This window comes from Kineosporiaceae bacterium SCSIO 59966 (genome assembly GCA_020881835.1).
Taxonomy (GTDB): Bacteria; Actinomycetota; Actinomycetes; order Actinomycetales; family SCSIO-59966; genus SCSIO-59966.
This window is the reverse complement of sequence record CP052876.1, coordinates 890,390-912,651: the sequence shown is the minus strand read 5'-3', so window position 1 is coordinate 912,651 and position 22,262 is coordinate 890,390. Positions and strand designations below refer to the sequence as shown.

At 75.9% G+C, this 22,262-nt stretch carries 18 protein-coding genes; 4 read left to right on the top strand and 14 right to left on the bottom strand.

The genetic code is table 11. The annotated features are described in order from the left end of the window. Window positions 1-13 precede the first annotated feature (13 nt). From HJG43_04355 to smc, 6 genes are all read right to left on the bottom strand, one after another. Window positions 14-2,338 carry a [protein-PII] uridylyltransferase gene (locus HJG43_04355; GenBank protein ID UER55700.1) on the bottom strand — a complete coding sequence of 775 codons (2,325 nt, stop codon included), beginning with the start codon at window positions 2,336-2,338 and terminating at the stop codon, window positions 14-16. 71 nt (window positions 2,339-2,409) lie between these two features. After that, the gene (locus HJG43_04350) at window positions 2,410-2,748 is read right to left on the bottom strand and encodes a P-II family nitrogen regulator (GenBank protein UER53911.1); all 339 of its coding nucleotides are present in this window, start codon (window positions 2,746-2,748) and stop codon (window positions 2,410-2,412) included. Further along, window positions 2,745-4,094: an ammonium transporter gene (locus HJG43_04345; protein UER55699.1), complete on the bottom strand. Its 1,350-nt coding sequence runs from the start codon at window positions 4,092-4,094 to the stop codon at window positions 2,745-2,747. Before HJG43_04345 ends, HJG43_04350 begins: the two co-directional genes overlap by 4 nt. Window positions 4,095-4,282: 188 nt before the next feature. Further along, a complete protein-coding gene (gene ftsY, locus HJG43_04340; protein ID UER55698.1) occupies window positions 4,283-5,491 on the bottom strand; it encodes a signal recognition particle-docking protein FtsY in 1,209 nt (402 codons plus the stop codon). A gap of 111 nt (window positions 5,492-5,602) precedes the next feature. Then, window positions 5,603-6,148 carry a hypothetical protein gene (locus HJG43_04335; GenBank protein UER53910.1) on the bottom strand — a complete coding sequence of 182 codons (546 nt, stop codon included), beginning with the start codon at window positions 6,146-6,148 and terminating at the stop codon, window positions 5,603-5,605. A gap of 63 nt (window positions 6,149-6,211) precedes the next feature. Next, a complete protein-coding gene (smc, locus tag HJG43_04330) occupies window positions 6,212-9,787 on the bottom strand; it encodes a chromosome segregation protein SMC (protein ID UER53909.1) in 3,576 nt (1,191 codons plus the stop codon). A 160-nt stretch (window positions 9,788-9,947) separates the two neighbouring features. Here smc and HJG43_04325 point away from each other — a divergent pair, with 160 nt between their 5' ends. The 4 genes from HJG43_04325 to cydC are packed head-to-tail and all read left to right on the top strand — an operon-like array spanning window position 9,948 to window position 15,834. Next, on the top strand, window positions 9,948-11,393 hold the full coding sequence (locus HJG43_04325; protein UER53908.1) for a cytochrome ubiquinol oxidase subunit I: 1,446 nt from the start codon (window positions 9,948-9,950) through the stop codon (window positions 11,391-11,393). A gap of 15 nt (window positions 11,394-11,408) precedes the next feature. Next, entirely contained in the window at window positions 11,409-12,440 is a 1,032-nt protein-coding gene (cydB, locus tag HJG43_04320) for a cytochrome d ubiquinol oxidase subunit II (GenBank protein ID UER53907.1), read from the top strand. Next, window positions 12,437-14,122, top strand: coding sequence for a thiol reductant ABC exporter subunit CydD (gene cydD, locus HJG43_04315; GenBank protein UER53906.1), 1,686 nt, complete (start codon window positions 12,437-12,439; stop codon window positions 14,120-14,122). The genes cydB and cydD overlap by 4 nt, the downstream gene beginning before the upstream one ends. Continuing rightward, entirely contained in the window at window positions 14,119-15,834 is a 1,716-nt protein-coding gene (gene cydC, locus HJG43_04310; GenBank protein ID UER53905.1) for a thiol reductant ABC exporter subunit CydC, read from the top strand. Before cydD ends, cydC begins: the two co-directional genes overlap by 4 nt. A gap of 196 nt (window positions 15,835-16,030) precedes the next feature. Here the strand turns inward: cydC and HJG43_04305 are convergent, their stop codons facing one another. The 8 genes from HJG43_04305 to recG all read right to left on the bottom strand — a co-directional run bounded on the left by HJG43_04305 (window position 16,031) and on the right by recG (window position 22,217). After that, window positions 16,031-16,324: an acylphosphatase gene (locus tag HJG43_04305; protein UER53904.1), complete on the bottom strand. Its 294-nt coding sequence runs from the start codon at window positions 16,322-16,324 to the stop codon at window positions 16,031-16,033. 57 nt (window positions 16,325-16,381) lie between these two features. Further along, complete coding sequence (gene mutM, locus HJG43_04300; protein UER53903.1) at window positions 16,382-17,287, bottom strand: bifunctional DNA-formamidopyrimidine glycosylase/DNA-(apurinic or apyrimidinic site) lyase; 906 nt, start codon at window positions 17,285-17,287, stop codon at window positions 16,382-16,384. A 5-nt stretch (window positions 17,288-17,292) separates the two neighbouring features. After that, complete coding sequence (locus HJG43_04295; GenBank protein ID UER53902.1) at window positions 17,293-18,048, bottom strand: ribonuclease III; 756 nt, start codon at window positions 18,046-18,048, stop codon at window positions 17,293-17,295. 10 nt (window positions 18,049-18,058) lie between these two features. Then, window positions 18,059-18,256, bottom strand: coding sequence for a 50S ribosomal protein L32 (gene rpmF / locus HJG43_04290; GenBank protein ID UER53901.1), 198 nt, complete (start codon window positions 18,254-18,256; stop codon window positions 18,059-18,061). A 1-nt stretch (window position 18,257) separates the two neighbouring features. Further along, window positions 18,258-18,875, bottom strand: a complete 618-nt coding sequence (locus HJG43_04285) for a DUF177 domain-containing protein (GenBank protein UER55697.1) — start codon at window positions 18,873-18,875, stop codon at window positions 18,258-18,260. Between the two features lie 78 nt (window positions 18,876-18,953). After that, window positions 18,954-19,418 carry a pantetheine-phosphate adenylyltransferase gene (gene coaD, locus HJG43_04280; protein ID UER55696.1) on the bottom strand — a complete coding sequence of 155 codons (465 nt, stop codon included), beginning with the start codon at window positions 19,416-19,418 and terminating at the stop codon, window positions 18,954-18,956. A 22-nt stretch (window positions 19,419-19,440) separates the two neighbouring features. Then, the gene (rsmD, locus tag HJG43_04275) at window positions 19,441-20,010 is read right to left on the bottom strand and encodes a 16S rRNA (guanine(966)-N(2))-methyltransferase RsmD (GenBank protein UER53900.1); all 570 of its coding nucleotides are present in this window, start codon (window positions 20,008-20,010) and stop codon (window positions 19,441-19,443) included. Further along, entirely contained in the window at window positions 20,007-22,217 is a 2,211-nt protein-coding gene (gene recG, locus HJG43_04270) for an ATP-dependent DNA helicase RecG (GenBank protein UER53899.1), read from the bottom strand. The genes rsmD and recG overlap by 4 nt, the downstream gene beginning before the upstream one ends. Window positions 22,218-22,262: the final 45 nt, after the last annotated feature.

The window sequence follows — 22,262 nt, the reverse complement described above, 5'->3', positions numbered from 1 at the left end:
CGGCGAACGGGCCTCAGGGTACGTCAGCGGACCTGGCCAGCGCGGAGAAGGCCGCGGCCTCCAGGGCCGGGGTGAGGCGCCCGCCGTCCGGGCCGGACAGGTAGAGCACGTCGACGGCCTGGCCGGCGAACGTGGCGACGTGTGCCGAGCGGACGTCCACCCCGATGCCGACGAGCGCCCGGCCCAGCCGGTGCAGCAGGCCGGGCCGGTCGGCGGCGCGGACCTCGAGGACGGTGGCGTCGCTGGACCCGCCGGGGACGAGCGTCACCCTGGCCGCGGGCACGGGCCCGGCCCGCGGTCCCGGGCGCCACGACGCCTCCCGGCGCCGGAGCAGCTTGAGCACCGCCGGCTCCCCGGCCGACAGCCGCCGCAACGTGGTGCGCAGGACGGTGGCGTCGGGCGCCGAGCCGGTGGTGCCGACCCGCCAGGTGTCCACCGCCACCCCGTCGACGGTCCGGACGGTCGCCGAGCGCACGGTGAGCCCGGAGGCCGCGAGCGTGCCGGCGATGTCCGCGAACAGGCCCCGACGGTCCGGTGCCACCACGGTGACGAGGTGCTCGCCGTCCACCTCTGTCACCGAGACCTCCGGCACCCCGTCGGCGGCGACCGCCGCGACCACGTCGGCCCCCACCCCGGGGGGGTCGGCCGGCGGCGGGACCGGCTCGTCGCGCAGCACCCGGCGGGCGCGGGCGACGAGGTCGTCGACGAGCCGCGCCCGCCACGCCGACCACGCCGGTGGCCCGGCGGCCCGGGCGTCGGCCTCGGTGAGCGCGCGCAGCAGGTCCAGGACGTCCTCGCGGCCGTCGACCGCGGCGACGAGCGCCTCGACGGTGCGCGGGTCGTCGGGGTCCCGGCGAGTGGCCATGTCGACGAGGGTGAGGTGCTCGCGCACCAGGCGCTCGACGACGGCGGCGTCGGCAGCGGTGAGGCCGGTGCGACGCGCCACTCGCCAGGCGATCGGCGCACCGACCGCGCAGTGGTCGGTGGCACCCGGCAGCTTGCCGACGTCGTGCAGCAGGGCCGCGAGCAGCAGCAGGTCGGGGCGGGTCACGTCTCGCACCAGCCGGGACGCCTCGATACACGTCTCGACGAGGTGCCGGTCGACGGTGTGCCGGTGCACGACGGTGCGCTGGGGCCGGTTGCGCACGGGCCACAGCTCGGGCAGCCACGCGGTGACGAGCCCAGCCTGGTCGAGGGTCTCCCAGACGCTCGCCAGCGCCGGGCCGGCGCCGAGCAGGTCCACGAAGGCTGCCCGGGCCTCCTGGGGCCAGGGGTCCGGCAGCGGTGGGGCCGACCGCGCCAGGAGCCCGGCGGTGACCGGTGACAGCGGCAGGCCGGCGCGGGCCGCGGCCGCACCGGCCCGCACCGCGAGCACCGGATCACCCTGCGGCCGTGCCGACCCAGCGAGGCACAGCTCGCCGTCGTGCTCGACCAGGTCACGGGCCACCGGTCGCGGCCGGGGGCGCTCACGTGGCGGCCGGCCGCGGGCCGCGGCGCCGCGGGCGCGCCGGGCCGTGGTCTCGACGGAGTGGGTCACCGCCCGCGCCGCGAGCGCGGTGCGGGCGAGCAGGGCGTCGGCGTCCGGCAGGCCGAGCGCCTCGGCGACGGCGTCCTGGTCGGCGAGCCCGAGCCGCTCCCCGGCGCGGCGGGTGGTCAGGTGCAGGGCGTCCCGGACGTCGAGCAGCAGCGTGGTCGCCGCCCGCACCTGGGCGTGCGGGACGTCGGCGAGCCAGGTGGCGACGACGGCGCCGAGGACGACGACGTCCCGCAGGCCGCCGCGGGCCTCCTTGAGGTCCGGCTCGAGCAGGTAGGCGAGCTCGCCGTGCCGCTCCGCGCGCTCGGTGAGCGTGTCGAGCAGGGCGGGCAGACGGTTGCGGGCACCCCGGCGCCAGTCCTCCCGGAGCGTCTCGCGGGCCCGCAGCACGAGAGCGGCGTCCCCGGCGACCGGCCGCAGGTCCAGCAGCCCGACGGCGGCGGTGACGTCCTGCGCGGCGACCTGCCGGCACTGCGCCACCGAGCGGACCGAGTGGTCAAGCCGCAGGCCGGCGTCCCAGACCGGGTACCACAGGGACTCGGCGAGCGCCGCGACGTCGGGCCCGCGCACCGTCCGACCGTCGTGCAGCAGGACCAGGTCCAGGTCCCCCGCCGGGCCGGCGTCCCGACGGGCGTGCCCCCCGACGGCCGCGAGCGCCACCCCGGCAGGGGGTGGCGTCGCGGCCGCCCAGACGTCCCCGAGCCAGCTGTCGACGAGCGCGGCGAGCGCGTGGCGGCGCCGGCCGCCGGCCTGCGGGTCGCGCAGGTCGCAGCGGGCAGCCAGCTCGAACCGCTCGGCCCGCAGGTCCCGGGAGCCGGCCGGCCGGCTCCCTCGCCCGGCCGGCACCGGTGCGACCCGCACGCCGTCGCCACCAGCTACAGGGCGTCGACGCCGTGCTCGCCGGTGCGGACGCGCACCACGTCCTCGACCGGCACGGTCCACACCTTGCCGTCGCCGATCTTCCCCGTCTGCGCCGCCTTGACGACCACCTCGACGACGTCCGCGACGTCGACGTCGTCGACGAGCACCTCGATGCGGACCTTGGGCACGAGGTCGACGTTGTACTCCGCCCCCCGGTAGACCTCGGTGTGGCCTCGCTGGCGGCCGTACCCGCTGGCCTCGCTGACGGTCAGCCCCTGGACGCCGTACGCCTCCAGGGCCGTCTTGACGTCCTCGACCTTGTGCGGCTTGACGACCGCGGTGACGAGCTTCATGCCGAGACCTCCTCGGTAGACGTGGTGGAGCGGGTGGCCGGCGTGCCACCGGTGCCGGGCCGGAAGCCGCCGGCGCCGAGGCCACCGAAGTCGTAGCCGGACTCCGCGTGCACGGCCTGGTCGATGCCGGCCACCTCGTCGTCGGGGTCGACCCGGAAGCCCATGGTGCGGTGCAGCAGGAGGCCGACGACCAGGGTGACGACGAACGAGTAGGCCAGGACGGCGAGCGCCCCCACGACCTGGCGCCACAGCTGGTCGGCGCCGCCGCCGTACAGCAACCCGTCGACGCCGGCGGGGGCGGCAGCGGTGGCGAGGAAGCCCACCCCGATGGTCCCGACGAGGCCACCGACGAGGTGGACGCCGACGACGTCCAGCGAGTCGTCGTAACCGAAGCGGTACTTCAGGCCCACGGCGAGGGCGCACAGCACGCCGGCGACGGCACCGAGCACGATGGACCCGACCGGTGACAGTGCCGCGGCGGCCGGGGTGATGGCGACCAGGCCGGCCACGACGCCGGACGCCGCGCCGAGCGACGTGGCGTGCCCGTCGCGGATCTTCTCGGTCGCCAGCCAGGCCAGAGCGGCGGCACCGGTGGCCACCAGCGTGTTGACCCAGGCGACGGCGGCGGTGTTGTTCGCGGCGAGGGCCGAGCCGGCGTTGAAACCGAACCAGCCGAACCACAGCAACCCGGCACCGATCATCACCAGCGGCAGGTTGTGCGGCCGCAGGACGTCCTTGCCGAAGCCTCTCCGCTTGCCGAGCACGAGGGCCAGGGCCAGTGCGGCCGCACCGGCGTTGATGTGGACGGCGGTGCCACCGGCGAAGTCGATCGCGGCGAGCTGGTTGGCGATCCAGCCCCCGACGTGCGTGGTCTGGCCGGCGTCGTCGGTGACGGTGAAGTCGAACACCCAGTGCGCCACCGGGAAGTAGACGATCGTCGCCCAGACGCCGGCGAAGACCATCCAGGTGCCGAACTTCGTCCGGTCGGCGATGGCGCCGGAGATCAGCGCGACGGTGATCACGGCGAAGACGGCTTGGAAGCCGACGAAGGCCATCGCGGGCAGGCCCCCGCCCTCCGACGTCGTGTCCTCCATCAGCCCGGCCAGGCCGAGGTACTGGGTCGGGTCGCCGAGCAGGCCGGCGCCCAGGTCGTCGCCGAACGCCATGGAGTACCCGTAGAGCACCCACAGGACGCTGATGAGGGCCAGGGCGCCGAAGCTCATCATCATCATGTTGAGCACGCTCTTGGCGCGGACCATGCCGCCGTAGAAGAGTGCGAGCCCCGGGGTCATCAGCAGCACCAGCGCGGCGCTCGTGAGGATCCAGGCGGTGTCGCCGGTGTTCACCACGGCAACCTCCTGCGAGTCGTGGTCGGGGCCGGCGTCCCGGGCGGTCGTCGTCGTCGACGACGCCGTCGGGTCCGGCCGGCTCTGTCGCAGGAGACGGTGACGGCGCGGTGTTTCCGACGGCGTCCTGTGGTGTTACCGGCAGGTGACGGGTGTGGCCGCCCGGTGAAACCTCTGTTTCGCCCGCCTCACGCGAGCAGGGCGTCGACGAACGCCTCCGGCTCGAACGGGGCGAGGTCGTCAGGGCCCTCACCGAGGCCCACCAGCTTCACCGGCACGCCGAGCTCACGCTGGACGGCGACGACGATGCCGCCCTTGGCGGTGCCGTCGAGCTTGGTCAGGACGATGCCGGTGACGTCGACGACCTCGGAGAACACCTGCGCCTGGCGCATCCCGTTCTGGCCGGTCGTGGCGTCCAGGACGAGCAGCACCTCGTCGACCGGGCCGTGCCGCTCCACCACCCGCTTCACCTTGCCGAGCTCGTCCATCAGCCCGACCTTGTTCTGCAGCCTTCCGGCGGTGTCGATGAGGACGACGTCCGCCTCCACCTCGATCCCGGCCTTGACGGCGTCGAACGCCACCGACGCGGGGTCGGCCCCCTCACGGTCGGACCGGACCGTCGGCACGCCGACCCGCTCCCCCCACGTCTGCAGCTGGTCGGCGGCGGCCGCCCGGAAGGTGTCCGCGGCGCCCAGGACGACGTCCTTGTCCTGGGCGACGAGCACCCGGGCGAGCTTGCCGACCGTCGTCGTCTTGCCCGTGCCGTTGACACCGACGACGAGCACCACCGCCGGGCGGTCGGGGTGCCGCTCGACCGCGAGGGAGCGGTCGGTGTCCGGGCCCACCACGCGCAGCAGCTCCTCGCGCAGCAGGGCCCGCACCTGGTCGGGCTCACGGGCGCCCAGCACGCGGACCCGTTCGCGCAGCCGGTCGACGAGCTCGGTGGCCGGGCCCACCCCGAGGTCGGCGAGCAGCAGGGTCTCCTCGACCTCCTCCCAGGTGGTCTCGTCGACGGTCTCCCGGGACAGCAGGGTCAGCAGCCCCCTGCCGAGGGTGGAGCTCGAGCGGGACAGCCGCTCGCGCAGGCGGACCATCCGGCCCGCCACGGGCGCCGGCCGCTCGACCGTGGGCGCCGCCGGCGCGGACGGCTCGGCGACGTCGGCGTCCGTGGCCGCGGGGGCGTCGAGGCTCGGGGCCTGCACGGTCTCGACCGTGCGCAGCGGGGTGTCCCGCGGCTCCTCGGCGTCGTCGCCGACGCCCGGCCGGTAGTCCACGCCCGGACGTCGCTCGCCGGGCGGGGCGGTCCGGTCGCGGCCGGGCCGGCGGCGCAGCAGGCCGACGAGGACGCCGGCGGCGACGACGGCGAGGGCGACGGCGAAAGCGATGACGAGCTCGATGGACTCCACGGGGTCCAGCCTTCCAGACGGCCTTCCAGACGGCCTTCCAGACGGTCTTCCAGACGGCCCTGCAGAGAGCCTTCCAGGCGCTTCAGGGGCTGCCGGCGCGGGTCAGCGACGGTGCCGGGGCCCCGGCTCCGGCTCGCCCCACTCCAGGCGGCGGGCCAGCCGGGCCCGCGCGAGGGCGGGAGGCTCCCGGTCGGGGCCGGGTGCCCGGTCACGCAGGTCGATGACGTCGTCCTCGGCGGCCGGTACCGGTGGCGGGTCGGCGACGGCGGTCGCCGAGCGGGTGACCACCGCGGTGGACCCGGCGCGGGTCGCCGCCCGGGCCCGGGTGATGGCCGCCGCGCCGACCGTCGCGGCCTGGCGCCCCGCGGAGACGGTGGTGTCCCGTACCGAGCCGGCACGGGCCCGGACGCCGGTCGCGGCACCACGCAGGGCGCCGCCGCGGTCGCGGGACCCGGCGCGACGGCTCCGGGCCTGCTCCCGGGCCTCGACGGCGAAAGCGCGGGCACGGGCACGTGCCTCACGCACCGCCGCCTCGCCGTCCGGGGTGAGGATCCGCTCCCCCTCCCGCACCCGCGGCACGGCCACCAGCGCGAGCACGACCACGGCGGTGCCGAGGCTCACGAGCATCCCGATGGCGACGACGGTCACGGCACTACGGTGCCTCACCCGCGACCGCCCGGCCACACGGGTCCGGCCCGCGGCCGGGGCGGCTCAGGCGTCCGCGAGCTCGCGCAGCCGCTGGCTCACCACGGTCGTCACCCCGTCGCCGCGCATGCTGACGCCGTAGAGGGCGTCGGCGATCTCCATGGTCCGTTTCTGGTGGGTGATGATGATCAGCTGGCTGGAGGCGCGGAGCTCCTCGAGCAGGGTGATGAGCCGGCCGAGGTTCGTGTCGTCCAGAGCCGCCTCGACCTCGTCGAGCACGTAGAACGGGCTGGGCCGGGCCTTGAAGATGGCCACCAGCAGGGCGACGGCGGTCAGCGAGCGCTCGCCGCCGGACAGCAGGCTGAGCCGCTTGACCTTCTTGCCCGCCGGCCGCGCCTCGACCTCGATGCCGGTCGTCAGCAGGTCGTCGGGGTCGGTGAGCACGAGCCGGCCCTCGCCGCCGGGGAACAGCCGCGGGAAGACCTCCTCGAAGTGGCGGGCGGTGTCGTCGAACGCCTCGGCGAACACCTGCTCGACCCGCTCGTCGACCTGGCGGACGATGTCCAGCAGGTCCTTGCGGGACCGCTTGAGGTCCTCCAGCTGCTCGGTGAGGAACTTGTGCCGCTCCTCCAGCGCCGCGAACTCCTCGAGCGCCAGCGGGTTGACCCGGCCGAGCTGGGCCAGGGCACGCTCGGCCCGGCGCAGCCGCTTCTCCTGCTCGGCGCGCACGAACGGGACGGCGGCGGGCGGCTCGTCCGGCTCCGGGTCCCCGGGAGCCGGCGGCGACGGGGGCACCGGCCGGTGCGGGCCGAACTCCTCGACGAGCACCTCCGGGTCGAGTCCGAGCTCCTCGGTGGCCCGCTGCTGGAGCTGCTCGACCCGGAGCCGCTGCTGGGCGCGGGCGACCTCGTCGGCGTGCACGGAGTCGGTCAGCTCCCGCAGCTCGGCGGCCAGCGTGTCGAGCTGCTCGCGCACCTGCGCGGTCTCGGCGGCGCGCCGGGCCCGCTCGGCCTCGGCGGCGTCCCGGTCGTCGGCGGCGGCCGCCAGGGTCCGCTCGAGCACCCGGAGCGCCGCGGCGGCCCCGACCTCCACGGCGCGCGCCACCTCGGCCTGGCGGCGGCGCTGCTCGGCCCGGCGGGCGGCGCGCTCCGCCGCCTCGCGCTCGGTCCGGGCCGCGCGCTCCAGGGACTCGGCCCGCCCGGACAGGGCCCGCAGCCGCTCCTCACCGGTCCGCAGCGCCAGACGCGCCTCGGTCTCCGCGGTGCGGGCCGCCGCGGCCGCCGCGGCGAGCCGGTCCCGCTCCCCGGTGTCGGGCTCGGCCTCCGCCGGCTCCTCCTGCGCGGCCCGCAGCCGCTCGGTGAGGTCGTGCAGGTCCCGCCGGTCGGCCTCGAGCTGCTCGGTGGCCCGGGCCAGGCTGCTGGTGAGCCGCTCCGCCTCCGCCCGGGCGGCCCGCACCACGGACCCGAGCTGGCCGAGCCGCTCGGCGACCGCCGCGAGCCGGGCGTCGGACTCGTGCAGCCGCTCGAGGGCCGCCTCGACCCGTTCCCGGGCGGCGTCCCGGCGGGCGGTGGCCTCCTGGACGCCGAAGCGGGACCGTTCGGCGCGCCGGACGGCGTCCTGCAGCCGTTCGGTCGCCTCGTCCACCGCCGCCTGCACCTGCAGCCGGCTGGGTGCGGCGGCCGAGCCGCCCCGGGCCGTGGTGACGGACAGCACGTCGCCGGCGGCGGTGACGGCGACGAGGTCGGGCCGGGCGGAGACGACCCGCCGGGCCTCGGCCAGCCCGGGGACGAGGACGTGCCGGGCCAGCAGGCTGCGCACGACGTCGGCCACCGGGGCGCGGCCGGCGACCACGTCCACCAGCGCGACCGTGCCCTCGGGCAGCCCGTCGAGGGAGGGCGCCTCGACCGGCTCGCCGGCCCCGGTCGGGCCGACGAGCAGCCCCGCACGGCCGGCGTCCTGGTCGCGCAGCAGCCGCAGGGCGTCCACGGCGGAGCCGAGCCCGTCGACGGCGACGGCGTCGGCCACGTCCCCGAGGGCGGCGGCGACGGCGTCCTCGTACCCGGCCTCGACGGCGAGCAGGCCGGCCAGCGGACCGAGCAGGCCGGGCAGCTGCTCGCCGGCGGCCAGCAGCGCTCCCGCGCCGTCCTTGCGCTCCAGGCCCATCTCGAGCGCCTCACGGCGCGCCGTCCACGTGGCCCGGTCACGCTCGGCGTCCCGCTCTGCCTCCCGCAGCCGGTCGAGCTCGGCCTCGACGTCCGCCAGCGCGGCGACCGCCGCCTCGTGCTCGGCGTCCAGGTCCTCCTCGCCCTCCTCGACCCCGGCGACCTGCGACTCCACCGCGGTGAAGTCGGACTGCGCGGCCGCGCCCCGGCGCTCGGCCTCGGCGAGGGCGTCGCGCAGCCGCCCGATCTCGCCCTCCGCGGCCTCCACCCGGCTGCGCCGGGCCGCGACCTGCCCGGCGAGCCGGGCCAGGCCCTCACGCCGGTCGGCGGCGGCCCGCAGCCGGGCGGCGACCCGGCGGTCCTCCTCGGTGAGCGCCTGCTCGGCGTCGGTGCGGGCGGTGACGGCGTCCTGCAGGGTGGCGCCGAGCCGGGCCACCTCCTGCGCCAGGGCCGCCTCCTGCGCGCGCACCTCGGCGGCCTGCGCCTCCAGGTCACCGGGGTCCCGGCCGCCTCCGCGCTCCTCGGTGGCCGCGCTGCCGAGCAGACGCAGCCGCTCGGCGGCGAGGGTCGCGGTGCCGCGCAGTCGTTCCCGCAGCGACTGGAGCGCGTAGTAGGTGTCGGCCGCCGCGGCGAGCCGCGGCGAGGCCTCCTGCGCCAGCCGCTCCAGCGTGCCCAGACGGGCCCTGGCCTCCTCCAGCCGCGACTCCACCTCCTGCTGGCGCCGGCGTAGCGCGGTCTCGTCGGCGACCTCCGCCTCGAGGGTCGCGGTGAGCTGGACGAGCTCGTCGGCGAGCAGCCGGGCGCGGGCGTCGCGGACGTCGGCCTGCACGGTCCGGGCCCGACGGGCCACCTCGGCCTGGCGGCCCAGGGGGCCGAGCTGTCGGCGGATCTCCGCGGTGAGGTCGGTGAGCCGGGTGAGGTTGGCCTGCATCGCGTCGAGCTTGCGCAGGGCCTTCTCCTTGCGCTTGCGGTGCTTGAGGACGCCGGCCGCCTCCTCGATGAAGCCGCGGCGCTCCTCGGGGGTGGCCCGCAGCACCGCGTCGAGCTGGTTCTGCCCGACGACGACGTGCATCTCCCGGCCGATACCGGAGTCGGACAGCAGCTCCTGGACGTCGAGCAGCCGGGCGGGGGCGCCGTTGATCGCGTACTCCGAGCCGCCGGACCGGAACATCGTCCGGGTGATCGTCACCTCGGTGTAGTCGATCGGCAGCGCGCCGTCGGTGTTGTCGATGGTGAGGCTCACCTCGGCGCGGCCCAGCGGTGGGCGTCCCGCGGTGCCGGCGAAGATGACGTCCTCCATCTTGCCGCCGCGCAGGCTCTTGGCGCCCTGCTCGCCCATCACCCACGCCAGGGCGTCGACGACGTTGGACTTGCCCGAGCCGTTGGGGCCCACCACGCAGGTGATGCCGGGCTCGAGGCGCAGCGTGGTCGCCGAGGCGAAGGACTTGAAGCCCTTGAGGGTGAGGGTCTTGAGGTGCACGTCTCGGCTCAGTTCTGGTCGACCTGCGGACGGCGGTCACCCTAGCGCCGGGAGGGGACGAAACCGGGACCTTGGACCCTGGTCCCCCGGTCGCGACGCGGCCTAGCGTTTGTCCGGACCTGGCGGCGGCCCGGTCCCGACCCGATCCTGGAGGAGACCGTTGGACGCCCTCGACGTGGCCCGCCTGCAGTTCGGCGTGACGACCGTCTACCACTTCATGTTCGTGCCGCTGACGATCGGCCTGGCGCCGCTGGTGGCGATCCTGCAGACGATGTGGTACCGCACCGGCCAGGCCCGGTACTACCGGCTCACCCAGTTCTTCGGCAAGCTGCTGCTGATCAACTTCGCCATCGGCGTCGTCACCGGGATCGTCCAGGAGTTCCAGTTCGGGATGAACTGGAGCGAGTACTCGCGGTTCGTCGGCGACGTGTTCGGCGCCCCGCTCGCGATCGAGGGCCTCGCCGCCTTCTTCGTCGAGTCGACGTTCCTCGGGCTGTGGATCTTCGGCTGGGACCGGCTGCCGCGCGCGATCCACCTCGCCACCATCTGGGCTGTGGCCGTGGCCACCTGGGCGAGCGCCTACTTCATCCTCGCCGCGAACTCCTTCATGCAGCACCCGGTGGGCGTCCGGTTCAACCCGGAGACGGGCCGGGCCGAGCTGACGAGCATCTGGGAGCTGATGACCAACGTCACCACGCTCGCCGCTTTCCCGCACGTGGTCGCCGGCTCGGTGCTCACCGGGGCCACCTTCATGGCGGCGATCGCGACCTGGTGGATGGTGCGCTCGGCACGCCGCGGGGACCTCGCCGAGGCGCGCGTCTACCGGCCCGCCGCCATCCTCGGGCTGTGGACCATCCTGGTCTCCGGTGTCGCCGTCACGGTGACCGGCGACTGGCAGGCCAAGCTCATGTTCGAGCAGCAGCCGATGAAGATGGCCGCCGCCGAGGCGCTGTGCGACACCGAGACCGGGGCCGGGTTCAGCATCATCGCCGTCGGCGACCTGCAGAACCGCTGCGACGTGCGTCAGCTCACCGTGCCCGGACTGACCTCGTTCATGGCGACCGGGGACCCTGACGCCACCCTCAAGGGAGTGCGCGACCTCCAGGAGGAGTACACCGAGCGGTACGGCGACAACGGGTCCTACGTGCCGATCCTGCCGGTGACGTACTGGAGCTTCCGGCTCATGATCGGGTTCGGGGTGGTGTCAGCCCTGCTGGCCCTGGCGGGCCTGTGGCTCACCCGCCGAGGCCGGGTACCCGACGACGAGCGTCTCGGGCGCTGGGCGCTGTGGGCGATCCCGGCGCCGTTCCTGGCGAACACCGTCGGCTGGATCTTCACCGAGATGGGCCGCCAGCCGTGGGTGGTTGCCCCGAACCCGACCGGGATCGACGGCGTGTGGATGCTCACCCGGGACGGCGTGTCCGGGCACGACGCCTGGGTGGTCTGGGTGTCGCTGATCGCCTTCACGGTCATCTACGGAGCCCTCGCCGTGGTCTGGTTCGGGCTCATGCGGCGGTACGCCGCCCACGGCGCCCCGGTTGAGGACCCGCCCCCGGAGCACCTCGACGAGGGCGACGAGTCCGAGCCCCTGCACTTCGCCTACTGACCTCCGGAGACCGCCGTGGACCTCACCGTCGTCTGGTTCGTGCTCATCGCCGTGCTCTGGCTCGGCTACCTCGTGCTCGAGGGCTTCGACTTCGGCGTCGGCATGCTGCTGCCCGTGCTGGGCCGCGAGGACCGCCGCCGCCGCGTCATGATCAACACCATCGGACCGGTGTGGGACGGAAACGAGGTGTGGGTGATCGTCGCCGGTGGCGCCACCTTCGCCGCCTTCCCGGAGTGGTACGCCACCCTGTTCAGCGGCTTCTACCTGCCGCTGCTGCTCATCCTCGCCGCGCTGATCGTCCGGGGGGTCGCGTTCGAGTGGCGGGGCAAGGTGAACGACGACCGCTGGCGCCGGCGCGCGGACTGGGCCATCATCGTCGGCTCCTACGTACCGGCGCTGCTGTGGGGCGTGGCGCTGGCCAACATCGTCCACGGCGTCCCGATCGACGCGGACAAGCAGTTCACCGGCACCGTGCTCACGCTGCTCAACCCGTACGCACTGCTCGGCGGGCTCACCACGCTGGGACTGTTCGCGCTGCACGGCGCCGTCTTCGTGGCGCTCAAGACCGACGGCCCGGTGCGCGAGGACGCCGGCCGGCTGGCCGAGCGGCTCGCCGTACCGGTGGGCGTCGTCGCGGGCGTGTTCGCCCTGTGGACCCAGCTGGCCTTGGGCAAGACCTGGACCTGGGTCGCCGTCGTGGTCGCAGCCGCTGCCCTCCTCGGCGTGGTGCGGGCGACCCGGGTGCGCCGTGAGGGCCGGGCGTTCGCGCTCACCACCGTCACGATCGCGTCCGCGGTGGTCCTGCTGTTCGGCTCGCTGTTCCCGGCGGTGATGCCCTCGACCACGGACCCGGCCTACTCGCTGACCATCGAGAACGCGTCCTCCAGCCCGTACACCCTCATGGTGATGACCTGGATCGCGGTCGCGATGCTGCCCTTCGTCCTCCTCTACCAGGGTTGGACGTACTGGGTGTTCCGCCGCCGGATCACGCTCGACCGGATCCCCGAGTACACCGGCCTGAAGCCCGACCGGCCCGCGGCCCGGTGAGCGCACCGCTCGACCCGCGGCTGCTGGTCCGGGCCCGGGCGGCCCGCGGCTGGGTGGCGCTCGCCGCCGCGCTCCAGGTCGGCAACGCCGCGCTCGTCGTGGTCCAGGCGTTCCTGCTGGGCGACGCGCTGGCCGGGGTCGTCACCGGGTCGGCCACGGCCGCCTCGGTCGGGACGGCGGTGGCCTGGCTGGTCCTCGTCGTCGGCGCGCGGGCCCTGCTCGCCGGCGCCCAGGAGCGGTTCGCCCACCGGGCGGCCGTGGACGTCGTCGCCGAGCTGCGCGGCGCCCTCGTCGACCACCTCGCGGCGGCCGGCCCGGCGGCGCTGCACGGCAGGACCGCCGCACTGACCACCCTGGCGACCCGCGGCCTGGACGCCCTCGACGGCTACCTCGTGCGCTACCTGCCACAGCTGCTCGCGACCGCCCTGGTGACCCCGGCCCTGCTGGCCGTCGTCCTCACCCAGGACCTGCTGTCCGCGGTGCTCATGGCGGTGACCCTCCCGCTGGTGCCGCTGTTCATGGCCCTCGTCGGCTGGACGACGCGCAGCCGGGCCCGGGTGCGGATGGCGCGGATGGAGCGGCTCGGCGAGCAGCTGCTCGACCTCGTCGCCGGCCTGCCGACGCTGCGGGCCCTCGGCCGCGAGCTCGACCAGGCCGCCCGGGTTCGTGCGGTCGGGGAGGCCTACCGCCGCTCGACCAGCGCGGTGCTGCGCCAGGCGTTCCTGTCCAGCCTCGTGCTCGAGCTGTTCACCACCCTGGCGGTCGCGCTCGTCGCGGTCGGCATCGGGCTGCGCCTGGTCTCCGGTGACCTCGACCTGCGGACCGGTCTCGTCGTCCTCGTGCTCGCTCCCGAGGTGTACCTGCCGCTGCGGATGGTCGGGCAGCACTTCCACGCCAGCGCCGACGGGATCGCCGCGGCCGGGGAGGCCCTCGACGTCCTGGCCGGCCCGGTGCGCCGGGCCGGCACGGTGCCCGCTCCCGCGGTCGGTGGCATCCGGTTCGAGGCAGTGGGCGTCGAGCACCCCGGCCGGGCGGTCACCGCACCCGCGGACCTGGACCTCGAGCTGGTCCCCGGGAGGGTCACCGCCCTCGTCGGCGACAGCGGGGCCGGCAAGTCGACCGCGGTCGAGGTGCTCCTGGGCCTGCGCCGGCCGGACGCCGGGAGGGTGCTCGTCGTGCCGCCGGACGGCGGACCGCCGGTGGACCTGGCCGAGGTGGACCCGGACGCCTGGCGGTCCCGCCTCGCCTGGGTCCCCCAGCGACCCGTCCTCGTCCCCGACACCCTGGCCGGCAACGTCCGGCTCGTCGCCCCTGACGCCACGGACGACGAGGTGCGCGCCGCGGCGGCGCAGGCCGGGCTCGACGAAGTGGTCGACACCCTGCCGGGTGGGTGGCAGACCGCGCTGGGGGCCGGCGGGTCGGGCCTGTCCGCGGGGCAGCGGCAGCGGGTCGCCCTGGCCCGCGCGCTGCTGCGGGTGGCCCGCGGCGCACACGTCGTCGTGCTCGACGAGCCCACCGCCCACCTCGACGCCGGCAGCGAACGGCTGCCCCTGGACGTCATCGCGAGGCTGCGCGACGCCGGGTGCGCGGTCCTCGTCGTCGCCCACCGTCCCGCCCTGGTCGCAGCCGCCGACGACGTCGTGACCGTCCGGGCCGCCGCCGCTGAGCGGGTGCCGGTGTGAGCCCGCGCCCGCGGCGACCGCTGCACGAGGTGCTCGCCGCGCTGGAGGTGGAGCCCCGGCGCGCCGCGGTCGCCGTCCTCGCCGGAGCCCTCGCCCTCGGCAGCGCCGTGGCCCTCACCGGCGTCTCGGCGTGGTTGATCGCCCGGGCCTCGCAGCAGCCGCCGGTGCTCGACCTGACCCTGGCAGTGGTCAGCGTCCGGGCGCTGGGCATCGGCCGCGGGGTGTTCCGCTACCTCGAGCGGGTCGCCGCCCACGACCTCGCCCTGCGCGGGCTCGTCGTGCTGCGCGAGCGGGTGTACCGGTCGCTCGCCACGGCCCCGCCGCAGCGGGTCGCGGCCCTGCGCCGCGGGGAGCTGCTGACGCGGTTCGGCGACGACGTGGACGCCGTCGGGGACGTCGTCGTCCGCGGCATCCTGCCGTTCGCGGTGGCGCTCGTCGTCGGCCTGGGCGCGGTGCTCGCCACCACCCTCGTGCTGCCGGCCGCCGGCGTCGTGCTGCTGGCTGCCCTGCTCGTGGCCGGCGTCGTGGCCCCGCAGCTGGCGGCCCGCTCGGCCACCGAGGCCCTGCGCGGAGCCCAGCAGGCCCGCGAGGCGGTCACCGCCGAGACCGCGGCACTGCTCGACGGGCTCGCCGAGCTCGAGGTGGCCGGTGCGGTCCCCGCCCGGCGGCGTCGGCTGGCGGAGCTCGAGGCTGACCTGGCGCAGCGGCTCGACCGCGCCGCGCGCCCGGCGGCCCTCGCCTCGGCGGTCCAGGTGCTCGCCACCGGGGCGGCCGTCCTGGGCGCGCTCGTCCTGGGCTCTGCGGCGGTCCGTGCCGGCACGCTCGGCGAGGTGTGGCTGCCGGTCGTCGTCCTGCTGCCGCTGGCGGCCGCCGAGGCGGTGGCCCAGCTGCCGGCGGCCGCGACCGAGCTGGTCCGCGGCCGGGACGCGGCGGCCCGCCTGGCGGACCTGCTGGCCGGGCAGGAGACCGGGGCCCCGGTCCCCGCCCGGGTTCCCTCGCCGCGCTCGCACGCCGCGGGAGGGGGCCTGGTCGCCCGTGGGCTGGCCGTCGGGTGGCCGGACGGACCGGTCCTGCTGCGGGGGATCGACCTGGACGTCCCCCCGGGTCGCGTCGTCGCGGTCGCCGGGCCGAGCGGGGAGGGCAAGAGCACCCTGCTGCTCACGCTGGCCGGGCTGCTGCCGCCGCGGGCCGGCACGGTGCACGCCGGGACGGTCCACCTCACCAGTGAGGAGGCGCACGTCTTCGGCACGACGGTGGCCGAGAACCTCCGGCTGGCCGCCGGGGCAGTCCCGGACGCCGTCCTCGTGCGGGCCGTGGAGACGGTGGGGCTCGGCCCGTGGCTGGCCTCCCTGCCCCAGGGGCTGGAGACGGTGCTGGCCAGCGGGGGGACGGACCTGTCCGGCGGCCAGCGCCGGCGGCTGCTCGTGGCCCGGGCGCTGCTGACCGGCGCGACGACGCTGCTCGTCGACGAACCGGCCGAGCACCTGGACCCGGCGTCCGCCGACGCACTCGTCGCGGACCTCGCGGCGGCCTGCCGGGCCGGCGGGCGCGGTCTACTCGTGGTGAGCCACCGGCTCGCCGGCCTGGCGGCCGTCGACGAGGTGCTGCTGCTCGGCGGGGGCCGGGTCGTGGCCCGGGGCCCGCACGAGGTGCTGCTCGGCCGGCCGGACTACCGCGCGGCGGTGGACTGGGAGGCCGGGCAGCTGCGCTGAGCGAGGCTCAGCAGGTGCAGCGGCGGTCCTGCGGGACGCCGGCCATCACCTGGTCGACGTGCATGCCGCAACCGGACCAGGTGATCTTGTTGCACTGACGGCAGACGACGGGGCTGCACATGGCGATCTCCTCCGGGTCGGTGGGACGGTTGTCCGAACAATACCCAGGGGGGTATGCGCGGTCAACCGGAAGCGGTCACCGCTCGACGAAGCCGGCCGGCCGCCCGGTGGCCTCGGCCCACCGGGCGCTGACCCCCGTCACCCGACCGGGCCGCCCGGGCACCGGCCCCTCGAGCCGCGCGAGCAGCTCGGCCAGAGCCGCCGGGGCCCCCTCGGCGACCACCTCGACGCGACCGTCGTCGGTGTTACGCGCGTGGCCGACCAGACCGAGCGCGAGCGCCTGCGAGCGGACCCAGCTGCGGAACCCGACCCCCTGGACGTGCCCGCGCACCACGGCGGTGAGCCGCGCGACGTCCTGCGGTGCGCCCACTCGACCCTCCCTTCGTGATCATGCAGTCCCGGCACAGCGGTGACGAACCCGCTCCGGTCACCAGCGTGCCCGCCGGGGCGGGCGCTGGCACGCCGGGCAGGTGAACGACGAACGGTTCATGAACGGCTCGCGGCGCACGAGCGCTGCACACCTCGGGCAGGGTCGGCCCGCCTGGCCGTAGACCGCCAGCGACCGGTCGAACCAGCCACTGCGCCCGTTGACGTCGACGTAGAGGGCGTCGAAGCTCGTCCCGCCCTGCTGCAGGGCCTCCCCCAGCACCGCCCGGACGTGCCCGAGCAACCCCACGGCGGCGGCGCGGGTCAGGGTGTCCGTGGGCCGGGCGTAGTGCAGCCGCGCGCGCCACAGCGCCTCGTCGGCGTAGATGTTGCCGATCCCCGACAGCAGGGTCTGGTCGAGCAGGGCCCGCTTGACCCCGGTGCGCCGGCGGCGCAGCCGACGCTGCCAGGCCTCGACGTCCAGGTACGGGTCCAGCGGGTCCCGGGCGATGTGCGCGACCTGGTGCGGCAGGGCAGCGGCGGACGGCGTCCCGGCGCCGCCGGTGCCGGCCGGCAGACCGTCCGCGGTGGGCTCGAGGGGGACGACGGCCAGCCCGCCGAACATCCGCTGGTCGACGAACCGCAGCTCGCGCTCGCCGTCCAGGCCCACCCGCACCCGCAGGTGCCGCTCGGCGGGGGCGTCCAGGGGCTGCACCAGCAGCTGGCCGCTCATCCCGAGGTGCACGAGCAGGGCCTCGTCGGAGTCGAGCTGGAGCCACAGGTACTTGCCCCGGCGCACCGCGTCGACGGCGACGGCCCCCTGCAGCCGGGCCGCCAGATCCGCGGGACCGGCCAGGTGGCGGCGCACCGGCCGGGGGTGCAGGACCTCGACGGCGCCGAGCCGGGAGCCGACCACCCAGCGCACGAGGCCGCGCCGCACCACCTCGACCTCGGGCAGCTCGGGCACGGTCTCTAGTCCCGGGCCGGACCGGCCTCGGCGCGCAGTGCGCGCCAGGCAGCCGCGGCGGCCTCCTGCTCGGCCTCCTTCTTGCTGCGCCCGGTCCCCTGACCCCAGGTCGTGCCGCCGACGACGACGACGGCGTGGAAGACCTTGGCGTGGTCCGGGCCCTCCTCCTGCAGCCCGTACTCCGGGACGCCGAGGGCGAGCCCGGCCGTCAGCTCCTGCAGGCTGGTCTTCCAGTCCAGGCCGGCGCCAAGGGTCATCGACGAGGCGAGCAGCGGGTCGACGAGCCGGTGGACCAGGTCCCGGGTGACCTCGATCCCGTGGTCGAGGTAGGCCGCGCCGAGGACGGCCTCGAGGGTGTCGGCGAGGATCGAGGACTTGTCCCGTCCCCCGGTGGTCTCCTCCCCGCGCCCCAGCAGGACGTGCGCCCCGAGGTCCAGCCCGCGGGCGACGTCCGCGAGCGCCCGCATGTTCACCACGGCCGCGCGCAGCTTCGCCAGCTGGCCCTCGGGCAGCTCGGGGTGCCGCCGGTACAGCGCGTCAGTGACGACGAGCCCGAGCACCGCGTCACCGAGGAACTCCAGCCGCTCGTTCGTCGGCAGACCGCCGTTCTCGTAGGCGTAGGACCGGTGCGTCAGGGCACGCTCGAGCAGCCCGCGGTCGATCCGCAGCCCCAGCCGGGCCTGCAGGTCGTCCAGCGGGCTGCTGCCCGGCCCGGCCGAGGCCTGGGCCCCGGCGGCGCCGGTGTGCTGCCGCTCTCCCACCGCGACGCGGTCAGCCGCGCCCGTGCTCCGGACGCAGCGCCTCGACGTAGCTGCGGGTCTTGTAGGCGCCGCAGGCCGGGCACGCGGCGTGCGGCAGCTTCGGCTCCCGGCACCGCGGGCACGTGGTCAGCGTCGCAGCGCTCGCCTTCCACTGGGAGCGGCGGGAACGCGTGTTGCTGCGGGACATCTTCCGCTTCGGGACGGCCACGTCACTTCTCTCTCTCGTCGTTCGTCCGGGCCGGCTGCTCACCGGCCAGGCCCTGCAGCGCCGCCCACCGGGGGTCGACGACGTCGTGCTCGTGCCCCGGCTCGTCGGCGTACCGGGCACCGCACTGCGGGCACAGCCCCGGGCAGTCCGGGGAGCACACCGGCTGGAACGGCAGCGCAGGCACCACCGCGTCCCGGAGGGTGGGCTCGATGTCGAGGAGGTCGCCCTCGAGCTCGCGCACCTCGTCGTCCTCGTCACCGTCCGGTGCCTTGCCCGGGTAGGCGAAGAGCTCCTGGACGTCGACCTCGACGTCCAGGCCGACGTCGTCCAGGCAGCGTACGCACTCGCCGGCGGCGCGTCCGCGTGCCGTGCCGGACACCAGGACACCCTCCATGACGGCCTCGAGCCGCAGGTCCAGCTCGAGGTCGCTGCCCTGGGGGACGCCGATCACGTCGGTCCCGAGGTCCGCCGGCGCCGGCACCGTGCGACGGACCGTGCGCATCGACCCCGGACGGCGACCGAGCTCGACGGTGTCGAGCACGAACGGCGATCTCGGGTCGAGGGCGGCCACGGTCTCCTCACAGGTGTCGGCTCCGGTCGCCCCGGCGGGGGCGCACATGACCCCGGCCCCGACGCGCACAGCGACGAGGCCGACGGGCAAGAGTATCCCAGCGTGCGGGACGGCCCCAAAACGCGGTCAGCCGCGTCGGGCGACGAGCCGGGCCCACACTCCAGGGGGGACCAGCTCGCTGACGTCACCCCCGTGCCCGGCGACCTCCTTGACGAGGCTGGAGGAGACGTGCTCGAACCGGGGGTCCCCCGGCAGGAACACCGTCTCCAGGCCGGTGAGGTGCCGGTTCATCAGCGCCATCGGCAGCTCGTAGGCGAAGTCGGTGCCGCCCCGCAGCCCCTTGACGACCGCCGCGGCTCCGACCCGTCGGCAGTAGTCCACGAGCAGGCCCCCCTCGACGGCCTCGACCCGGACGCCGTCGACCCCCTCGAGCGCCTCGGTGAGCATCTCGACCCGCTCGGGCACCGCGAACATCCCCTGCTTGGCAGGGTTGGCGAGCACGGCGACGACGACCTCGTCGAAGAGCCGAGCGGCACGCCGGACGATGTCGACATGACCGGCGGTGACCGGGTCGTAGGAGCCGGGGCACACGCAGCGGGTCACGGCCGTCACGCTACCGCGCCGCGGCGGCCGGCTCGGCGAACCACAACCGGGTCTCGCCGTAGCGGCGCTCGGCGTAGCGGGCCAGCCCGGCAGGCCACGGCGGCTCGGGACTGCGGGCGCTGCGCTCGACGACGACGACGGCGCCGGCCGCCAGCCACTCACCCGTGACGAGCGCGTCGAGCACGGTCGCCAACGTGGTCTCGGGCAGGTCGTAGGGGGGGTCGAGCAGGACGAGGTCGTAAGGCGCGTCGACGTCGCCGGCCAGGAACGTGGAGACCGCCTGGGCCCGCACCGACACGCCCTCCAGGCCCAGCGCCGCCACGTTGCGGCGGCAGGCCGCCGACGCCGCCGCCGCGGAGTCGACGAGGACGACGTGGGCGGCCCCGCGGCTGGCGGCCTCCAGGCCGAGGGCACCGGAGCCGGCGTACAGGTCCAGCACCCGTGCGCCTTCGAGGACGTCCTCGTGCTGCAGTCGCGAGAACAGGGCCTCCCGGACCCGGTCGGCGGTCGGGCGGGTCGCAGCGCCGCGGGGCACGGCGAGCCGCCGTCCCCGGGCGCGTCCGGCGACGATCCGGGTCATCCACGCTCCAGGAACGCCTGCCGGTCCTCGCCGAGGACGGTCGCCAGGGCGGCCGCGAGCTCGGGGTAGCCGGTGAGCTCGGGGTCGGCGGCGACGATCTCGGCGGCGTCCCGGCGGGCCTGGGCGATGACCCCCTCGTCGCGGCGCAGCCGGAGCTTCCGCAGGGACGAGCGGCCACCGGACTGCGCGGCCCCGAGCACGTCACCCTCACGGCGCTGCTCGAGGTCGATCTCGCTGAGCCGGAAGCCGTCGGTGGTGCCGGCCACGGCGTCGACGCGTGCGAGGGTCGCGGCCGGCGCAGGGCCGGTGACGAGCAGGCACAGGCCGGGGGCGCTGCCCCGACCCACCCGGCCACGCAGCTGGTGCAGCTGGGAGACGCCGAACCGGTCGGCGTCCAGCACGACCATGGTCGTGGCGTTCGGGACGTCGACGCCTACCTCGACGACCGTGGTCGCGACGAGCACGTCGACGTCGCCGGCAGCGAACGCCGCCATGACGGCGTCCTTCTCCTCCGCGCCGAGCCGGCCGTGCAGCACCTCGATCCGCAGCCCGGCCAGGTCCGGGTGGGCGCGCAGGGCGGTGACGACGTCGAGGGCGGCGACCCCGGGGCGACGGGCCGGGGCACCGGTACCCGGGCCGGCGTCGTCCTCCTCTGGGGGCGGTGCGTCGTCCGGGGCGTCCTCGCCCCCGATCCGGGGGCAGACCACGTACGCCTGGTGACCGGCGTCCACCTCTTCGCGCACCCGCTGCCAGACCCGCCGCACCCACCGCTCGTTGGCGTCCTGGACGACGTGCGTGCGAATCGGCTGCCGGCCCGCCGGCAGCTCGGTCAGCGTCGAGAGCTCCAGGTCGCCGAAGACGGTCATCGCCACCGTGCGGGGGATCGGCGTCGCGGTCATCACGAGCACGTGCGGCGGCGCGCCGGCCTTGGCGCGCAGGGCGTCCCGCTGCTCCACCCCGAACCGGTGCTGCTCGTCGACGACGACGAGCCCGAGGTCGGCGAACTCGACGTGCTCCTGCAGGAGCGCGTGGGTGCCGACGACGATCCCGGCGGCGCCGCCGGCGATGTCGAGCAGGGCGGCCCGCCGAGCAGCGGCCGGCATGGCGCCGGTGAGCAGGGCGACCCGGGTGGCGCGGTCGTGACCGCCGAGCATCCCGCCGGCGGCCAGGTCGCCGAGCATCGCGGTGATCGACCGCTGGTGCTGCACGGCGAGCACCTCGGTCGGGGCGAGCAGGGCGGCCTGCGCGCCGCCGTCGACGACCTGCAGCATGGCGCGTAGTGCGACGAGGGTCTTGCCGGAGCCGACCTCGCCCTGCAGCAGCCGGTGCATCGGGTGCGGGCGGGAGAGCTCGGCAGCGATCGTGTCGCCCACCCGGCGCTGGCCGGCGGTCAGGGTGAAGGGCAGCCGGGCGTCGAAGGCCGCGAGCAGCCCGTCGTCGCGCGGCGGGTACGCCGAGGCGGGCAGGACGGCGGCGGCGGCCCGGCGCCGGGCCAGGGCCGTCTGCAGCAGGAACGCCTCCTCGTAGCGCAGCCGGCGCTCCCCTCGTTCGACCTGATCGAGGTCGGTGGGCCGGTGGACCAGGTGGAACGCGTCGAGCAGGGACGGCAGCTGGTCCCGCTCGCGCAGCGCCACCGGCAGCGGGTCCGGGACGTCGTGCGGCTCCAGGGTGTCGAGCACGACGTGCACGGAGCGCTCGATGCTCCAGGTCTGCAGGCGTGCCGAGGCCGGGTAGATCGGCAGCGGCTGCCCGGCGAGGGCCTGCGCCTCGTCCTCGGCGAGCGCGCCGGGCAGCGGCTCGAAGTCCGGGTGGGTCAGCTGCAGCTGATCCCGGTAGGACTCGACCTTGCCGGAGAACAGGGCGGTCGTCCCAGGCCGCAGCTTCGCGGTGAGCAGGTCGGCCATGTACTCGTGCCGGTAGAAGAACGTGAGCCGGACGCGGCCTCGGCCGTCGGTGACGACGGCCTCGCCGAGCCAGCCCGGTCGGTTGCGCATCCGACGGGTGGTGACGGAGACGACCTCGGCGACCACGGTGACGTGCTCCCCCTCCACCAGCGACCCCAGGTCGGTGAGCTCGCCGCGGTGGGCGTACCGACGCGGGTAGTGCCGCAGCAGGTCACCGACGGTGCGCAGCCCGAGCGCCGACTCCATCGCCTTCGCGGTCCGCGGCCCGAGCACCCGGGTGAGGGACTCCTCCATCCGCGACATGCGCTCAGCCTGTCACCCGGCACCCACGACGGAGCGGCGCACCCG